This is a genomic window from Acetobacter sicerae, assembly GCF_011516765.1.
In the GTDB taxonomy this organism is placed as follows: Bacteria; Pseudomonadota; Alphaproteobacteria; order Acetobacterales; family Acetobacteraceae; genus Acetobacter; species Acetobacter sicerae.
The window spans coordinates 61,486-79,025 of sequence record NZ_JAAABN010000003.1; the positions used below are offsets into that span (position 1 = coordinate 61,486).

A 17,540-nucleotide genomic window follows, 5' to 3' on the forward strand; every position below is an offset into this window, starting at 1 on the left:
GGTGACCACTCCACCGGAAGGCGACCCGCATCGGAAAGCGTCCCTTCCCGCCAGCCTGACCCAACTGTCGGGTGAGATCAGAAAGCTGGCCGGAGCGAAGCCGGACCTTCCTGCTCCTGTTGCGCGCGTCCTCGCCTTCTGTCGCCGGACAATACTGAAGGCCACGACCTTTCTGTCGCCTTCCAGACAGCGTGACGCCGACGCACCGAAGCGGCTGATCTCGCCGCTGATGCGTCGCATCCTGCTGGTCAACATCCTGCCGCTCGCCGTTTTCGGCATGACGCTGCTGTTTCTCAACCAGTTCCGCAACAGCCTGCTGGCGGCCGAAGTCGGAGCGTTGCGTGAGCAGGCGCGTATCTATGCGGGCGCTCTTGGTCAGAGCGCCGTCACCCAGAATCCGAGCACTCATTCACGTCGCAACCCGGCTCTTCCCACCGAGGCCTACACGCTTGAGCCGGGGCTGACGCGTCCGCTTCTGCTGCGTCTCACGGAACCGAGCCCCCGGGCCGATGCGCGTGTCTATTCGCCTGACGGACAACTGATCGCCGACAGCCATCAGGAAAAACTGGCGCATCATATTGCGAGCGACCCGCCGCCGCCGGAGACGCAGAACACCCTCCCGCAGGGAGAAGTCACGGAACCGCCTCCCCATCCGGGCATCATGCGATCGGTTATCGATTTTCTCGTCGGCGGCGTGGATGACAGCCCCCTGCGGGACGATGGCCATCCCCGACACCACAATACGAAAGCCCCGAACGACCATTCCTTCGATGAGGTGGAAACGCCGCCCTACATCCGCCGGACGGAAAATCACACGCTGGTCATCACCATCGCGGAACCTATCGTCCATGACGGACAGACGGTCGGCATTCTGCAACTGACGCGGACCGGCGAGGCGATCGATACATCGCTCTTCAAGATCCGCTCTTCCATCCTGTCGCTTTTCCTGCTGGCCATGGCGATCATGGTTCTGCTGTCCTGGTACCTGTCGCTGACCATCGCACGCCCGCTGCTGCGGCTCGCCACCTCCGCGCACATCATGCGGGAAAGCTCCGGACGCTCCGGCACCGTGCCCAGCAGCCTGCTGGGTCGAAGCGACGAGATCGGCGACCTCGCCCGCGCACTTCAGGACAGCACGCAGGCCCTGTGGACACGCATGGATGCGATCGAGCGCTTTGCAGCCGATGTGTCGCACGAGATCAAGAACCCGCTGACATCCATCCGCTCCGCCATCGAGACACTCCTTCGCATTGACGACGTGGAGCGTCAGAGGCGTCTCCTGACCATCATCGCGGAGGATGTCCGCAGACTGGACCGTCTGATCACCGATATCTCCGACGCCAGCCGACTGGATGCGGAACTGTCGCGTGCGCGCGCAACGCCTGTGGCGATAGGGCCGCTGCTTTCCCTTCTTGCCGAAATCCATCAGTCCACCCGCAAGCCCGAGCAGCCGGAAATTATTGTGAGCGTCCATGATGACACGCCTGCGCATCCGCTCCGCGCTCTGGCGGTCGAGGACCGGCTTGTGCAAGTCCTGCGCAACCTGATCGGCAACGCCATTTCCTTCTCGCCGCCCAAAGCGCATATCTGGCTGGAGGCGCATGCAGCCGGTCCCTTCGTGGAGCTGTCGGTTGCTGACGAAGGGCCAGGCATCCCCGCCTCAAAACTCGATTCCGTCTTTGATCGCTTCTATTCCGAGCGTCCGAAATCAGAGCATTTCGGACAACATTCCGGTCTTGGTCTGTCCATCAGCAGGCAGATCATTCAGGCGCTGAAAGGCACCATCCGAGCAGAAAACCGGATGGATTCCTCCGGAAAGGTGCTGGGCGCCCGGTTTGTCATCCACCTGCCTCAGGCAGAGACTTCCACCAGCCGTGAACATGGCGGGGAAGCGATCGGCCACGCGAAGTCCGACCGTCGCCTGCCTCCTCCACTGGAAACAGAGCCTTCGGACGAGGAGTAAAATTTCCGGGGGATGACAACGGCGTCACTGCCAGACGGTTATTGATGGGACTTTGTCCCACACCCACAAAGGGGTGCAGACCGTTTGATCCTGATTCCACAAAACACAAAAAAGGGGCGCTGAACAAGCTCTGTCCAGCGCCCCTTTTCCTGTCTTCAACCGCCCTGATTCAGCGCGGTGCGAGGACCATAACCATCTGACGGTTTTCAAGCCTTGGCATCTGCTCGACCTTGGCTTCTTCTTCCATCTCGTTGCGGATACGCTCCAGAACCTTCACGCCGAGGTCCTGATGAGCCATCTCTCGTCCACGAAAACGGAGCGTGACCTTGACCTTGTCACCATCGCCAATGAACGACTTCATGGAACGCATCTTAACCTGGTAGTCATTTTCGTCGATGTTCGGACGAACCTTGACTTCCTTGATCTCGATGACCTTCTGCTTCTTCCGCGCTTCATTACGCTTTTTCTGCTGCTCATACTTGTACTTGCCGTAATCAAGTATCTTGCAGACCGGCGGTTCCGCGTTCGGGCTGATTTCAAGAAGATCCAGTCCGACGCCATAAGCACGGGCCAGAGCCTCACGCGTCGTCATCACGCCCTGCATTTCGCCTTCCTCATCAATCAGGCGGACCTGAGGAATGCGGATCTCTTCGTTTACGCGGGGCCCCTCACGATTAGGCGGGGTGGGAATGGGTGGTCTTGGTATGGTAAGCTCCTGTCAACGTGACGGCACAAAGCGCGGCAACCCCTCCGGGCTCCCGAATCCCTGCTAGCATATAATCGCATTATGTGCGTACGGGAACCGTCAAGATCAAGTGTTCTCACCTTATTTGATTTATACTTATCCCGGTGAAGACTGATCATCACCGAGCGCGACTCATTGGAACCGCCTCAAGACAGTTCCAGTCTCTCTTTCACCACAATAGAAATCCGGATTCTTCCTGTCGACGTCACTGGTCGTCACCATCACCATAACGTCCGTCATCAACAGGTCGTGTACCGATGGATACCTGCATTTTCAGCACGACAGCCTTGCGCCTTACGGTCAGAGGCAGCGTTGTTCCGGGCTTTGTGGCGGCGATGATACGAATGAGAGTGCGGGCGTTTTCCACATGCTCGGCCCCCACCGTAATGATGAAATCGTTCTTCCTGAGACCGGCGAGCTGGGCTGCGCCGCCCTTGTCAGCATCGACGACCCTCGCTCCGTCCTGCCCTTCTTCATCCTCAAGCGTCACGCCCAGCCACCCGCGCTCGATATGACCGCTGGTCCGCAGGGCCTCGACCACCGGAATCACAAGCTCGGAAGGAATGGAGAAGCCGATGCCCACCGAGCCGCCTGTAGGCGAGACGATGGCGGTATTGATGGCGATCACCTCGCCCTGCATGTTGAAGGTTGGACCACCGGAATTGCCCGGATTGATCGGCGCATCAAGTTGCAGGAAGTCGTCGAACGGACTCGCACCAATATCGCGTCCACGCGCCGATACGATCCCCGCCGTAATGGAGGAACCCAGGCCGAACGGATTGCCCGCCGCCATGATCCAGTCGCCGACCTGCACCTGCCGGCTCTCGCCCCATTTCACATAAGGCAGCGGCGTCAGACTCTCGACCTTGATGACGGCAATATCCGTCAGGTCATCCACGCCGAGGACGCGCGCCGGAAGCTCATGCCCGTTGGACAGGGACACCGTGATATTCGATGCGTCGCCGACGACGTGATTATTGGTCACGATGATGCCGGACGGATCGATGATGAAGCCGGAACCTGCCCCAAGCATCTCCTCGCCATGCCGCCGCAGACGCTCCCGGAACCGGCGCTCAAGAGGCGTTCCCTTGACGTCCGGCAGAACGTGCAGACGTTTGCTGCTGGAGGGATTGATGTCCCGCGTCACGGCGATATTGACGACGGCAGGTCCCACCTTTTTGACAAGAGGGGCAAATGTCAGAGGGCGTGCGACCCCCAGCACAGCCGCCATGTCATTGCTGACCGGACCGCTGACAGGGGAACTGGCGGCAGAAACTGCCGGGGAAGCCGCCACGCCATCAGCATGAGCCCTGGACGCCTCAAACCCTTGCCCGGCCAGAAGACCAGCGGACAGCAGGGAGAAAGCGAAGCGGCCTCTGGCCGGCGAAGAAAGCCAGTCCCGACGCCGACCGAGGCGCAGACGGGAAGGCCGAAAGCAGGATAGTCCGGTCATTATGCGTTCAGCATCTTCATCACACCCTCATGCGTTGAGATAAACGAAACGTGAATACAACCCTAACGATACAGTACTGCTGCTAATTTATGTCACACTGTGGCACGGATGCCGCGTCTTAGTGTCTTTTTCGTGGCTCGGGCGGGGACGCCACAGCCGGGTTCTCCGGCCAGTCATGGCGTGGATAGCGGCCCCGCATGTCGCGCCGCATGTCCAGCCATCCGTTCGACCAGAAAGACGCCAGATCCGCCGTTAACGCCTGCGGACGTCCGGCGGGAGACAGCAACGCCAGACGCAGTGGCACCCGACCGCCAGCCAGACGCGGTGTCTCCGTCGTGCCGTAGAAGGTTTGCGCCCGCGCAGCAGCAACCGGGACAGGCTCGGTATAATCCAACCTCACGCGCCCGCCTTTCAGGGTGAGTTCGGTCGGCAGATCCCGGTCCAGCGCGACCAGTTCCGCATGAGGCAGACAACTACGCAGGATCGCCAGAAGATCGAGTCCCTTCAGCGCAGTCAGCGTCGTCACGCCATTCAGCCAGGGTGACAGCCATTCCGCGACAGTGGCGGAAAGCGCCTCATTCGACAGATCCGGGAGATCGGTCCGACCGAGTGTTTCCCGTGAAACAATGACACGGGCCTGAAACTGCCGGGCCGCCTCGGTCCATGTCAGAGCCGTGTCGAGCGAGCCAGCCACCTGCGCCAGCAGCAGTTCCGAAGCGTCTTCGCACTTTACCGTTTCGGTCCGGTCCCGCAGGACCAGCGCACCCACACGCAACCGACGACGCGCAATGATCGAGCCGGTGGTCGAGTCGAGCGCCGTTTCCACCTGCTCGGTCGCCCTGTCCAGCAGCGCCTGCGGAAGGTTGTTTGGATCGAGCGGCGCGGCCAGCCTGATCTCAGCGCTTTTCCGCAGGAACAGGGAGGCTACCGCCAGCAACTTCCCCTCTCCCAATCTGTCCGCCTTGCTGATGCGGGCGCTGCCTCCGCCGGACAGGCGATAGCTTCCCGGCTCTCCCCGCGCCTGTGCAATGCGATCAGGGAACCCGGCCGCCACGAGGGCAGCCACATCTCCCACTGCGGGTGTCTGTACGCGTAGCCCGAGGCGACGTCTGAACTGCCCCGCCGCCTGCCTGATCCGCGCCAGAGCGCCTCGGTCAGCGTCCGGATGATCGCCACCGGCAATGAGCTCCAGACGAAGGGACAGGTCAGCTGGCGGGACGGGCGGAGGTCCGCCGGAACGTCCGCCCATTCGAGGCCGCAGAGGATCACGTTCCTCCAGCAGCGCGGCCAGATCGGCCGCCAGCGCCGCTTCGGGCGGATTACGGGCGGCCACCATCATCGCCGCCAGACGCGGATGCGTGCCGAGCGACGCCATTCTACGCCCCAGTTCCGTCGGGTGTCCCTCTTCGTTCACAGCGCCCAACTGCCCCAGCAGTTCACGCGCAGCCGCGATCCCGCCCGCCGGAGGTGTATCAGGAAAACGGAGCGCACTCTCTCCACCCATGGCGTCGCCCCACAGGCTGGTGGCCAGCACGAAATCGGACAGGTCGGCGTCCAGAATTTCCGGGCGATCATGCGGCGTGAGACCGCGACCGGTCGCTTCCGTCCACAGCCGGAGACTGAAACCCGGCGCTTCACGCCCCGCACGACCAGACCGCTGCGTCGCCGCCGCACGGGAGATGCGCATCGTCTCAAGTCGGGCCAGTCCGGCTCCGGGATCGAAACGCGGCGCACGGCGAAAACCGCCGTCAATCACGATGCGCACACCGGGCACAGTCAGCGACGTTTCGGCGATGGAAGTCGAAAGAATCACGCGACGCCGACCATCGGACTCAGGCGTCAGCACACGGGCCTGTTCGGCGGGAGGCAGTTCGCCATGCAGGGGCAGCACCAGAGCCGACACGCCCTGCAGTTCCGCCATGGCGCGTCTGATTTCGCCGGTTCCCGGCAGAAACACGAGAATGTCGCCTTCGTGTTCCGCCAGCATCTCGCGCACGGCACGCGCGGCTTCCATCGGCAGATCTCGCGGCGAAGTCAGGTCGCGTTTCGCATGGCGGATTTCGACGGGAAACTGTCGCCCCTCGCTCTCCACGACCGGAGCCTGCATCAGATCACACAACGTCGCCGTATCCGCCGTCGCCGACATGGCGAGCAGGCGGAGATCGGGGCGCAGCGTCTGCTGAAGATCAAGGCAGAAGGCGAGCGCCAGATCGGCGTCCAGAGACCGCTCGTGGATTTCGTCGAAGATCACACAGGCCACATCGTCCAGTGTCGGATCGGACAGCAGACGACGCAGGAACAGCCCTTCCGTCACAACCTCGATGCGGGTCGCCTCCGAGACGGCGCTTTCAAGCCGTGTGCGAAACCCGACCGTCTCCCCGGCCCGCTCACCCAGCAGGGACGCCATCCTCTGCGCCGCCGCCCGTGCCGCCAGCCGTCTGGGTTCGAGCATGATGATCCGCTCGCCCTCCCCGCGCCATGTCGCCTCAAGCAGAGCCAGTGGGGCGAGCGTGGTCTTGCCTGCTCCCGGAGGGGCCACCAGCACGGCATTGGGCTGTATTTCCAGCGTCTCGGTCAGAACAGGCAGGCAGGCCCGAACGGGGAGTTCATCGCCCGGTGCGTTCAGGAGATTGGCAATGAGGGTGGTTCTGTCGTTCATGCAGCGGTTATGACGGGAGGTGTGGATCGGAGCAATCTTCCGGAATGGGATGCCTGTTTCATGGGGCAGAACGCCGCTCCCCGCCGCCGCCTCTTTGCTGTAAAGAGATCCGTCCATCCGTCACAGCCACAGGAGCGCGACCCTGCGCACTCTCCGCCCCCTGTCCACCAGCTTCCTCGCGCTTGCCGGACTGTTCTTCTCCCTGTCCGCCTCCGCTGCTGAAAGCCAGCCGGTCACAAGCGAACGGGACACAGCCAGTCTTGTGTCCGACAGTGACCGGATCGAAGCAGGACATCCTTTCAAGGCCGGGCTGCTCCTGCATCTGAAACCCGGCTGGCACACCTACTGGAAAAACCCCGGTGATGCGGGAGAGCCGGTGAACCTCACTGTCACGCTCTCCGGCAACCTCTCCGGGAAAGCGGACGCCATTGAGTGGCCCGCGCCGGAACGTCTGCCGGAAGGCCCGCTGATGTCTTACGGCTATACCGGCGACGTGCTGCTGCCAGTCACGGTCACACCTCAGGCTGCCGATGCGCAAGGTCGGAGCGTGACCATCAGCGCTCATGCAGACTGGCTTGTGTGTGCTGCCGTCTGCGTTCCGGAACAGGCCGACTTCCACCTCGACCTCCCCATAGGACCAGCCACTCCCTCCGCGCAGGCACCTCTCTTCAGGCGTGCAGCAGAACAGCAGCCCCGCTCCTCCCCTTTTCAGACAACCGTCACGCCAGATGGCCTGCTCACCGTGCAGGGTAATGGCTTCTCCTCGCAGGCTGTAAAACAGGCATGGGTCATCCCGGACGTCGCCGGACGCATTGATCAGGTCGCGCCACAACCCCTGACGGTCGATCAGGATCGGATGACGCTTCGACTGAAACCGGAGGAAGGATTTGCCGAAGGGAAATCCTTTACCGGTCTTCTGGAGTTGCGGGATGCGGCCAATGAAAGAAGCGTCCTGTCCTTCAGCGCCACGCCTGTTGCAGTGACTGTGAATCCTGTGCCGGAGACTGGCTGGCCGGCTCTGGTGGCCTTTGCCTTTCTGGGCGGTCTGATCCTGAACCTGATGCCCTGTGTCTTTCCGGTTCTGGCCATGAAAGCTCTGGCGATTTTACGCCTGCATGAAGACCGGAAGCATTTTCAGAGCGGCCTCGCCTACACGGCGGGCGTGCTGGCGATGTTCGGACTTCTTGGCGCTGTGATGCTGGTGGTGCGTCATGCCGGGCTGTCCGCCGGGTGGGGTTTCCAGTTCCAGTCTCCTGTGTTTGTCGCGGCAATCTGCTGGTTTCTGTTTGCGGTCGGACTGGGCCAGCTTGGCGCTTTTGAATTACCCGTCATCAGCGCCGGGCAGTCCATTCTGACCCGGCATCGTGGACTTCCGGGTGATTTTCTGACCGGGCTGCTCGCCGTTCTTGTGGCGACCCCCTGCACGGCGCCCTTCATGGGAGCCGCCATCGCAGGCGCGCTCGCCGCTCCATCTCTGGCGGCGCTCGGTATTTTTCTGGCCATGGGTCTTGGACTGGCCAGCCCCTATCTGGCACTGACCCTTGTCCCGAACGCCGGACGGTTTCTTCCCCGCCCCGGCCGCTGGATGGATATCTTCCGACAGATTCTGGCTTTTCCCATATTTGCGACCTGTATCTGGCTGGTCTGGGTTCTTGCACAGCAGGGCGGCGGCACCCCGGTAGCGATCGGTTGCGCCGGGCTTCTGGCTCTGGGTTTCAGCGGCTGGCTCATGACCCTTTCCCGGACGATCTCCTCCCGACGCTCCCGTCTGGTCATGCTTGCGTCGATCCTTGCCGCCCTGTCTCCCTTCGCATTACTGCCTCTCCTGTCGTCATCATCGGAAACGCCCGCACATTCCTCGGATGCAGACGCTGGCGCGGGAACAGTATTCTCACCGGCACGTCTCGCGGCTCTGCGGCAGGACGGAAAACCCGTTTTCGTGGACATGACGGCGGCATGGTGCATCACCTGCCTCGTCAATGATCACGTAGCGCTCGAAAGCTCCGTCGTTCAGAAAGCCTTTGTCGAGCATGGCATTGTTTTCATGAAAGGCGACTGGACCAGCAGGGATGCGGACATCACCACGTTCCTGCGTGAGCATGGGCGCGATGGCGTGCCGCTATATGTTTATTATCCGCCTCATGCGGAAGGACGTATCCTGCCACAGGTTCTGACTCCGGATATGGTCGTACGGGCGATCGAACAGAACTGACTGGAAATCGCTTATATTTTCAGGATGGTTTCAAACTGAGGCAGTGAAAGCATCATCTGGTCTACTTCCTGACTGAAAAGAAACACCCAAGCCCGCTGGTTACTCTGAATAAATTATTGTGAAACAACCCTTTATATGTTTCATAATCATACCTGCCTGAGCATATTTTCAGGACAGAAAACGATATTCAGAAACCGAACAAAAGCAGTGCTGTCGTCTGTAGGGAGTTTCCATGCCTAAAGTCTGTGTCTGCTACACATCCGACGTCGGCTACCTGTTCCCAAGCTTCGTCAGCGCCATACAGGCGAGACGCAATACCAGCAGGGATCTCACCGATATTCTGCTGATCGGAATCGATATAGATCCTGCCACACAAAAAATCTTTTCCAGACTGTGCGATCAGAACGATATTGTCTTTCTCTGCTATACGGCCAGAGATATCGGACATGCACCCGCCATGCTGGCCCGCCTCTTTCTCGATGATCTTTTGCCCACTCCTTACGAACGCTTCCTGTATGTGGACGGAGATACCCAGATACGCGGCGATCTGGACCGCCTCCTGAAACAGCCGCTTGCTGACGGAACATTTGGAGCCGTAACGGACCCCATGAGTTTTGCCGTGGGCGATGATGATCCGGCGGCCCGTTCATTTCTGGAGCATTTTTCCGCGTTCGGTTTTTCTGATGATGACGCAAAACAGTATTTCAATTCCGGCGTTCTTTACGCCGATCGCGCTGGCTGGGGGCGCATAGGACGGGAAGCATGGGAAAAGTTTGGACTGTTCCAGTCGAAAACACGTTATCCCGATCAGGATGTTCTCAATCTCGTCGGGCGCTCCCATCGTCTTTCCATGTCTTTTGCGTGGAACTTTCCGATCTTCTTCAGAAATATCGGTCTGGATTCCATCATTGCGCCCTGTATCTATCACTTCATGTCATCTCCCAAGCCCTGGGATGCCGACCTGCCGCCCTGGGATGTGACGGCCTCCTCACCTTACGATGAAATCACCGGCACTTTTCCAGAACTCGCGCCATACAGAAAGCGCATGTCTACAGGCCGATGGCTGCGTTATACGCTTCAGCAAAGATACAAACGCTGGCTGGAGAAGCGGGAATGGTCGGGCGAACGTGTGCAGCGCATTCTCGCTTATGAACAGACCGCCGATATAAAAAGCGGTTTCAAAACTGGAGGCTGATCGTCTCCAGAAAAATTCCAGGGTAATTTTTCGCAAGCACGGATCTATCTAAAAAGTCTGATCACGCCAGAGAGCAACAAGAGCAGGCGAACTGCCCGCCTGCTAAATCAAAAGTCTTTTCGCATCTTTTTACTTCCGGAAGCAGACAAACCGGTTTCATCGGTTATAGCGCCGCTTTCTCTCCTGCCTGCAAAACACATGCGCCATAAAAAAAGGGCCGTAGCAGATTTCCTGCTACGGCCTTTTCAATCACTCGTCAGAGCGTCATTCAGGCGCAGAGACGAAGGGTCTTTCCATTTGCCTCAAGACGGTAGGGACCGGCTGCTGCAATCTGGATTTTGAGCAGAGCTTTTGTATTCAGCACTCTCTCACCAAGATCGAGAACAGCGTCTCCGTTGGTCCAGCGAACCGAAGCATTCTTCTCAACACCATGCCAGCCGACATGAGACTGTCCGTCGAGGTGGCTGTTGACAGCACGACCATAGGAACCGCCTTCCAGCAGGGTCACGCTGCCCACCAGAACACCGAGCATACGACGGTCATCGACAAACGGACCGACGATGTCAGACGGTCTGTCCGCACGCGAGCAGATCCGGATTTCCGTGACATTTTCAGGAACTTCGACTGTCACAACGCCATTCTTTTCGTCCAGACGACGCAGCGTCTGCCCGGAAAGTGTGCGGAACGACAGATCTGATTTCCGTGTCAGAGGCTGCCTGGCAGGGACAGCGAGACCAAGAGCGTTCACTGCCCGTGCGGAGATACGCTGGTGCAGGCCTTCCACCGTCTCACGGTCTGTGAGCAGAGGCGCCGCAGCGTCCGCCCATGTCAGATGACGTGAAGTCAGCGAAACGACAGCGCCACCAGTGAACGAGCGACGATTACCCGTGTCGAGATAGCTTTCTGTAGCAACATTCTCAGCAAGAATGATGCTGTGACGCTCTGTTTCGACATGGAAGTAGCGATAGGACGTCACGGAGCGATCATAGAAAATGCTCGACCCGTTCACCAGCATACGCACCGGCACAAAGCCGCCTTCGAGATACAGACCGTGCTCGGCTGTGACCAGAAGATCAGCAGACGGCACATTCTCGGAAATGGCGCCCTTGAGGATACGAACCGGATAGCCCGCGTCGGCATCATCAAGTTCCGGACGTATGACAGCGTTCTGGAAACCGACCCAGACAACAGGACGGCTGCTAGCGTCGGCATCGACGACAATCAGTTCATCACCAACGGACAGGTCTTCAACAGCCACATCACCGCGCGTTGTGCGAATGAGCGTGCCCTCAACAAAGCAGACATCGGTCGCGACCGTGTTGATCAGCCAGTCACCAGCGGCATCTTTCGAGAATGTCGAAGAGCCTGGAACAAAGCCGTCAGCCGTTTCGATGTGAGACAGCGTGTAGGTCTGACCGTTATCGAGTGTGATCGCCAGCGAATAGCTGCCGTCATCGTTTTTCGTATAGACGGCCGCAGTCGGCTGCGTGTTCAGGTCAGCATCAATGGCGAAATGCGTGTTCGCATTGACCCCGACAAAAGTCGTATCGATCTGCTTCGTGTCACCAGCCAGAACAAGCGTGTTGCTGCTGTCATCGAAGCTGATCGTGCTCGTGTTGCCATACAGCCGTGCATAGAACGTGCTGTCATCCGTCAGGTTGATCTGCGGCAGATCGACCATCATCGAATTGGCCTGTGTGCCCAGCGTGGAGTTCGACAGATTCAGCGTTCCGCCACCAGCAAGATGGCTGCTGTCGAAAACGACATTTCCATCATTGCCCGTGATGTTCAGCGTGCCGTCCATGGCGCTGACGCCGCCAAGCTCGACCTTCGCCGGGGTATCGATGTTCAGCACACCGTTGCCGCGAACTTCAAAACCCGCCGTTGAGAACACGTAGCTGTTCGGGTTCTGGGGGTTATTGGCCGTAATGGTCAGTGTGGCGTTCGGATTGACCGAAAGGCTGACGAACTGCCCCACATTTGACTGATCGGCGACGACGTAAAGCGGATCTGTGTCCGAGCCTGAAAGAGAGGCGTGGAAGCAGCTGTCTGACTGCGGGATATCACCCTGAGACCAGTTACTGGTGTCAGACCAGCTCGCCGGATTGCTTTCCGTGCCTGTGCCGATGAAGGTGTCCGTCGCTACGGATGAGTGGTTTGTGTAGCCATTGGTCGTTGCTGCTGTGCCGGAACCGACATCGTCAGCATGCGTGACAACGGCCTGAAGCTGTTCATGCTGTGTTGTGGACGCATAGTCAGGCGTGACGGTGCTGGCGTTCTGCTCTGTAAACAGCCAGTCACCTGCGGCATCCTTACTGAACGACACCGAACCGGGAACAAACCCGTCAGCCGGCACGATATCGGACAGCGTCAGGGAATGCCCGTTCGTGAAGGAGATGGTGTAGCTGTATGAACCGTCACCATTCGCCACAACATTGGCGCTGGCAGGCGTAACCCCTTCGGTGCCGTTGATGGCAAACTGCGAATTCTCTGAAACGCCGTAAATGGCTGTCGAAATCGTCGAATCATTTGCGTCCAGAACAACCGTGTTGGTCGAGGACGGATCAAACGTGATCGAGCTTCCGGTCGTGTTCCAGCCGGTATAAAGCGTGCTGCCGTTCTGGAGCGTGATGTCCATATCCGGGATATGGATCGGCGCTTCCGCACTGCCCAGCGTGGAGTTGACCAGATTGAGCGTGCCGGTTCCGTTCAGGCTGTTGCCATCCAGAACAACCTTGCCCGGGTTATCAATGATCGTGATCGTACCGCCACGATTCTGCGTGTAGAGGCCCAGCTCCACCTGCGACGACGTATCGACGATCAGCTCACCGGTCGGAGCGATTTCCATACCGTAGGTCGAGAATACGTTTCCAGCATCCGTTGAAGAGGCCTGCGCCGTGATCTTCAGGGTGCCGTAATCACCGATGCTGAGCGAATGTATCTGTCCGTAAGACACGGCATTCGCCACAGCGACAGCGCGATCATCTTCACTGGTCCCGGCAATGGTGGCTGCCTGACATGTGTGACTCTGAGGAAGGTCTTCATTCGACCAGTTCGTGGGATCGAAAAAATCGTCCGACGTTGACCCATTCCAGTAAGTTGTAGCCATCTACGGACCTCGTTCGCTGAAAGCCGGTCAGAGACCGGACATCCGTCGCACATCCCTCCCTGAAGAACAGTCAGGATGTACGCAGAAGACAATTGTTACAGATACTTTTCGGTACACGTTTATACGCCTTGTTAACTTTTATCAAACGAATAACATGTAAAAAAGCTGCAACGTATAAACAACACACTGTTTTTTCGTGATTTTTATTTTAATCGCGAACGAATCTATAGATTTTCTGCCTCAGCGCTTCGTTTCATATTTTGAATACAGACATGGTTATTGGAAGTATTCATATCTAAAATAGATAAATACTTCTTTATTTAGAAAATTCTAAATAAAGAGATCATTAGAAAGTTTCAGGTCTTGCCTCTCAGGCTTCTCTGAGCCTGTCTGGCTGCGGATGAATAATATCCTTCCACGCGCCCCAGCAACACATACGCATGATAAAGCGCTGTATGTCGGTCACCTTTCAGGATGTTGAAGAGGATTCCACCAACAGGCCTGATCACAAACTCCAGAAGCACAGTGCAGGGTGCTGCATTTTTGCGCAGTGCGTACCCCATCCCTCTGGCGTAACTTCTGGCGCGCGTCAGATTCACGTCAGTCGGCTTGTCCGGATGCATCACCTGAATCCGCGGGTCGAAATAACCCTTTACGCCATGCGCCAGCAGCCGCAGCCCCAGATCCTGCCCTTCCGCAGCAACGAACCGACAGCCGGGGCCCATGTTGACGTCAAACCCGCCAACAGCTTCATACGCGGCCCGACGGATGAACATGTTGAACTCCACCAGCCCCGTCCAGATGTTGCTTTCATTCAGCCTTGCGCTGGCAGTCAGCCACCGTCCCATCTGCGAAGGACGTCCATGCTGATTCAGCACAGCGCCAGTCAACAGGCCCAGAGAGGGGTTTTTCCTGAAACTGGCGTCAACCTGCGCCAATGTATCCGGAAGATAAAGGCAGTCATCGTCCGGAAAAGCGATGATGTCTCCTGTCGCATGGGATGCACCGACAATGCAGGCATAACGACATTTTTGGACATCGATCCTGATATGCCGGATGGGCAGGATCTCCGAAAAGTCCGCCACAACAGAATCGTAGATATCACTCCCACTCTGGTCCACGAGAATGACTTCAAGATCCCGGAAGGTCTGACGAGCCAGAGCATCCAGAAAGGCCCTTACATCCCGAGGGCGATCGAGAGTCGGGATTACAAGGGAAAAACGCATTAACCTACCAGTTCATTTCACGCCGAAAACAGTCACTTTTACAGATCCAGAATATGCCCGGGCTGGAGACGTCCGCGCAGCACGTCCCTCCAGGCAAGCCAGTTTCCTTTCATGCGCCCTTTCCGGTCGACCCATGGTTCCGGGCGAACACTTCTGACGACATTGATCAGTGTATGACGTCCAGCGCTTCTGAAGGCATGTCCCCAGAGATACGATCCCTTGCGGGCAAGGTACAGCGGATTGACGATCTGGGAATATCCCAAGCGCACGCCGGATGTTTTGCCTTTTTTGCTACCCAGATGAATACCCTGCGCGCCTTCTCCCCGGACAATGCGGCCATAGGGCAGAATGCGCCTTGAAAAATCGATGTCTTCATACCAGGCATACAAAGGCAGGTGTTCATCAAAACGGATGCCTGTATGTCTGATTACATCCATACGAAAAGCCATGTTGCAGCCGTAGGTATTAAAGACATCAACAATCGCGTTGTCCCGCGAGGCCACCGGTTTCGCGAGAGCCGCAAGCGCGTGCTCCACCGTCAGTCCGGGACCGACGGCGCCATCCTCCAGAACCTTGCCAGTCATTCCGGCAATGCGACTGTCGCTCCTGAAAACGGCCAGCATTTTCTCGATGTAGTCATGCTGTGGAAAGAAATCATCATCAAGGAACAGCACAATGTCCGCATCCCGCGCATGGTCCAGAATGACGTTTCTTTGCGCAGGCAGGCCACGACTACCCTGAAGCAGGACAAGATCACATCCCGGCACAAGTGCGGGCGTGACGCCTTCGATATCGGTCGGGTTCTTATAGCAGATGACAATCCTGTCCGGTCTTACACTCTGCCGGTTCAGCTCCCTGATGAGAGACGCCAGAACAGGCGCACGTCCCGAAGTCGCCAAACCAACAATGACTTTCGGTTCAACCGGAAGATCCGTCATGACCTGTATTCTTTCCACAATCATCTGACGGGACAAACACTACCAGCCATCCAAGGAGCATTTGACCCAAACAACAAACCCGCTTCGTTCTGTTATTCCCAAACAGAATACACGGCTACGCTCTCAAAAATTCAAGGCAACGACGCCCCTTCAAATTCCAGCAACCAGATCTTGTCATCCAAACCGCCATCACCAGAATACCCCCCCAGACCGTGTGCAGCCACGACACGATGACAGGGGATCAGGATCGGCAGCGGGTTACGCCCCACGGACTGCCCGACGGAACGAGGCGAACCACCGACCTGTTCCGCTATCTGCTTGTAGGTCCGGGTTTCGCCAAGAGGAATCTCGCAGAGCGCAGCCCAGACCTTCTTCTGGTACTCCGTCCCCCACGGCTTCATCGGATAAGGGAACGAACCTGTCGGCGCATCAAACCATTGATCCAGCCAGTCCCGCGCTTCACACAGCAGAGGCGTCTCGGTCTGGTCACGTCCCCATCCCCAGTCCAGAGCAATGATCGCGCCGTCTTCTTCCGTTATCGTAAGAGGCCCCAACGGAGAATGCAGGGACAACTGGGGCATGGGATCACTCCGACAATATGGCCACACAGATGTGGGCAGGACGTGCTACCTCTTGTCAGCGCCAGCCCGCCTCACGTCAATATTCACTTAAGATTTTCGAACGAGATACTGCACATCATGCCGTCAGACGCATCAGTTCACCATCATGCCCTACCGCCAGTCTTTGCCCTCGCCACAGGATCGGGACGCGGGGCCATCGCCATCATGCGGGTCAGCGGCGCTGGCAGCGACCACATTCTCCGCACCCTTGCCGGCCAACTCCCCGCACCACGCCGAACGTCCTTTCGCAAGATCTGGCGCAACGCAGCACAACAGGAAGACCATCTGGACGACGCCGTTGTCGTCTGGTCCCCCGGCCCCAACAGCTATACCGGCGAAGACAGTTTCGAACTCCATCTTCACGCCGGACCGGCCATTATTTCCGCTACTGCCGACGCTCTGGTGGCAGCAGGAGCACGTCCAGCTGAACCGGGAGAATTCACACGCCGGGCTTTCATGCACGGACGTGTCGATCTGACGGAAGCCGAGGGTATCGCTGACCTGATCGAGGCCGAGACGGAGGCGCAGCGCAAGCAGGCTCTCGCTCAGGCTGACGGCGCTCTCGGGGCGCTTTACAAGAACTGGGCGAACAGACTGCGCGGTGTCCTTGCCCAGCAGGAAGCCCTGATCGATTTTCCTGACGAGGAACTTCCTCCGGAAGTGGAGAACGCTCTTCTGGGCGAAATCGCGACGCTCAACACGGAGATCCGCCACCACCTTGCGGATGGAGAACGCGGTGAGAGAATCCGTCGCGGGCTTGTCTTCTCCATTGTCGGCCCACCAAATGCCGGAAAATCCAGCCTTCTGAATCTGCTCGCCGAACGGGACGCCGCGATTGTCTCTCCCATAGCGGGCACCACACGCGACACGATTGAAATCGCGACCATTCTGGCCGGAGTGAAAGTCTCATTCGTCGACACAGCGGGCCTGCGTGAGACGAACGATCCGATCGAAGCGGAAGGCGTCCGGCGAGCGATGTTTCACGTGGAACATTCGGACTTCGTCCTGCAACTCTTCCCCTCAGACCAACCCTATCCCGAGCCACTTCCTCAGGCGCTTCTCGTCTGCAACAAGACCGATCTGATGCTTCCTCCCGCCACACTGGACTCGCATCCCGTGCTCGGCATCAGTCTGCAAACGGGCGATGGCGTTCCCGAACTGCGAAAAACGCTTGAAAGAGAAGCCCTCAAACTGACACAAGGAAGCGGGCCGCCACCCCTGACACGCGCACGCCACCGGGCTGCGGCGGAGGCCGCTTCGGCCAGCCTGGAAGCGGCGCTGAGCATGGATTGGCCGGAAATGCGCGGTGAGGAATTGCGTCTGGCCATGCGCGCACTGGGACGCCTGACTGGCGAAGTCGGCGTTGAAGATATACTGGATACCATCTTCGGTCAGTTCTGCATCGGGAAGTAAGAGGAAA

At 58.5% G+C, this 17,540-nt stretch carries 12 protein-coding genes; 4 read left to right on the forward strand and 8 right to left on the reverse strand.

All coding sequences use genetic code 11. From position 1 onward, the window contains the following. The first annotated feature begins 1 nt into the window (after position 1). Complete coding sequence (locus GVI59_RS04505) at positions 2-1,963, forward strand: stimulus-sensing domain-containing protein (protein WP_173573118.1); 1,962 nt, start codon at positions 2-4, stop codon at positions 1,961-1,963. A 169-nt stretch (positions 1,964-2,132) separates the two neighbouring features. Here GVI59_RS04505 and infC read toward each other — a convergent pair whose 3' ends face one another. From infC to GVI59_RS19285, 4 genes are all read right to left on the reverse strand, one after another. Beyond that, on the reverse strand, positions 2,133-2,654 hold the full coding sequence (infC, locus tag GVI59_RS04510; RefSeq protein WP_026200089.1) for a translation initiation factor IF-3: 522 nt from the start codon (positions 2,652-2,654) through the stop codon (positions 2,133-2,135). Between the two features lie 259 nt (positions 2,655-2,913). Further along, entirely contained in the window at positions 2,914-4,161 is a 1,248-nt protein-coding gene (locus tag GVI59_RS04515) for a S1C family serine protease (protein WP_173573119.1), read from the reverse strand. 118 nt (positions 4,162-4,279) lie between these two features. Next, on the reverse strand, positions 4,280-6,820 hold the full coding sequence (gene hrpB, locus GVI59_RS04520; protein ID WP_173573306.1) for an ATP-dependent helicase HrpB: 2,541 nt from the start codon (positions 6,818-6,820) through the stop codon (positions 4,280-4,282). 120 nt (positions 6,821-6,940) lie between these two features. Continuing rightward, positions 6,941-7,072 (reverse strand): hypothetical protein, encoded by a 132-nt coding sequence (locus tag GVI59_RS19285; RefSeq protein WP_277876299.1) that lies wholly within the window; start codon positions 7,070-7,072, stop codon positions 6,941-6,943. Positions 7,073-7,082: 10 nt separating this feature from the next. Here GVI59_RS19285 and GVI59_RS04525 point away from each other — a divergent pair, with 10 nt between their 5' ends. Further along, positions 7,083-9,032, forward strand: coding sequence for a protein-disulfide reductase DsbD family protein (locus tag GVI59_RS04525; RefSeq protein ID WP_338422063.1), 1,950 nt, complete (start codon positions 7,083-7,085; stop codon positions 9,030-9,032). A gap of 232 nt (positions 9,033-9,264) precedes the next feature. Beyond that, a complete protein-coding gene (locus GVI59_RS04530; protein ID WP_173573120.1) occupies positions 9,265-10,227 on the forward strand; it encodes a glycosyltransferase family 8 protein in 963 nt (320 codons plus the stop codon). Positions 10,228-10,495: 268 nt separating this feature from the next. On the opposite strand, the gene GVI59_RS04535 is transcribed toward GVI59_RS04530, so the two are convergent. The 4 genes from GVI59_RS04535 to GVI59_RS04550 all read right to left on the reverse strand — a co-directional run bounded on the left by GVI59_RS04535 (position 10,496) and on the right by GVI59_RS04550 (position 16,081). Further along, positions 10,496-13,336 (reverse strand): Hint domain-containing protein, encoded by a 2,841-nt coding sequence (locus tag GVI59_RS04535; RefSeq protein ID WP_173573121.1) that lies wholly within the window; start codon positions 13,334-13,336, stop codon positions 10,496-10,498. Positions 13,337-13,692: 356 nt separating this feature from the next. Beyond that, entirely contained in the window at positions 13,693-14,562 is an 870-nt protein-coding gene (locus tag GVI59_RS04540; protein WP_173573122.1) for a glycosyltransferase family 2 protein, read from the reverse strand. 38 nt (positions 14,563-14,600) lie between these two features. After that, positions 14,601-15,500: a glycosyltransferase family 2 protein gene (locus tag GVI59_RS04545; protein ID WP_173573123.1), complete on the reverse strand. Its 900-nt coding sequence runs from the start codon at positions 15,498-15,500 to the stop codon at positions 14,601-14,603. Positions 15,501-15,631: 131 nt separating this feature from the next. Continuing rightward, positions 15,632-16,081: a methylated-DNA--[protein]-cysteine S-methyltransferase gene (locus GVI59_RS04550; protein ID WP_173573124.1), complete on the reverse strand. Its 450-nt coding sequence runs from the start codon at positions 16,079-16,081 to the stop codon at positions 15,632-15,634. A gap of 117 nt (positions 16,082-16,198) precedes the next feature. Between GVI59_RS04550 and mnmE the strand changes: the two genes are divergently transcribed. Further along, entirely contained in the window at positions 16,199-17,533 is a 1,335-nt protein-coding gene (gene mnmE, locus GVI59_RS04555; RefSeq protein ID WP_173573125.1) for a tRNA uridine-5-carboxymethylaminomethyl(34) synthesis GTPase MnmE, read from the forward strand. Positions 17,534-17,540 lie beyond the last annotated feature (7 nt).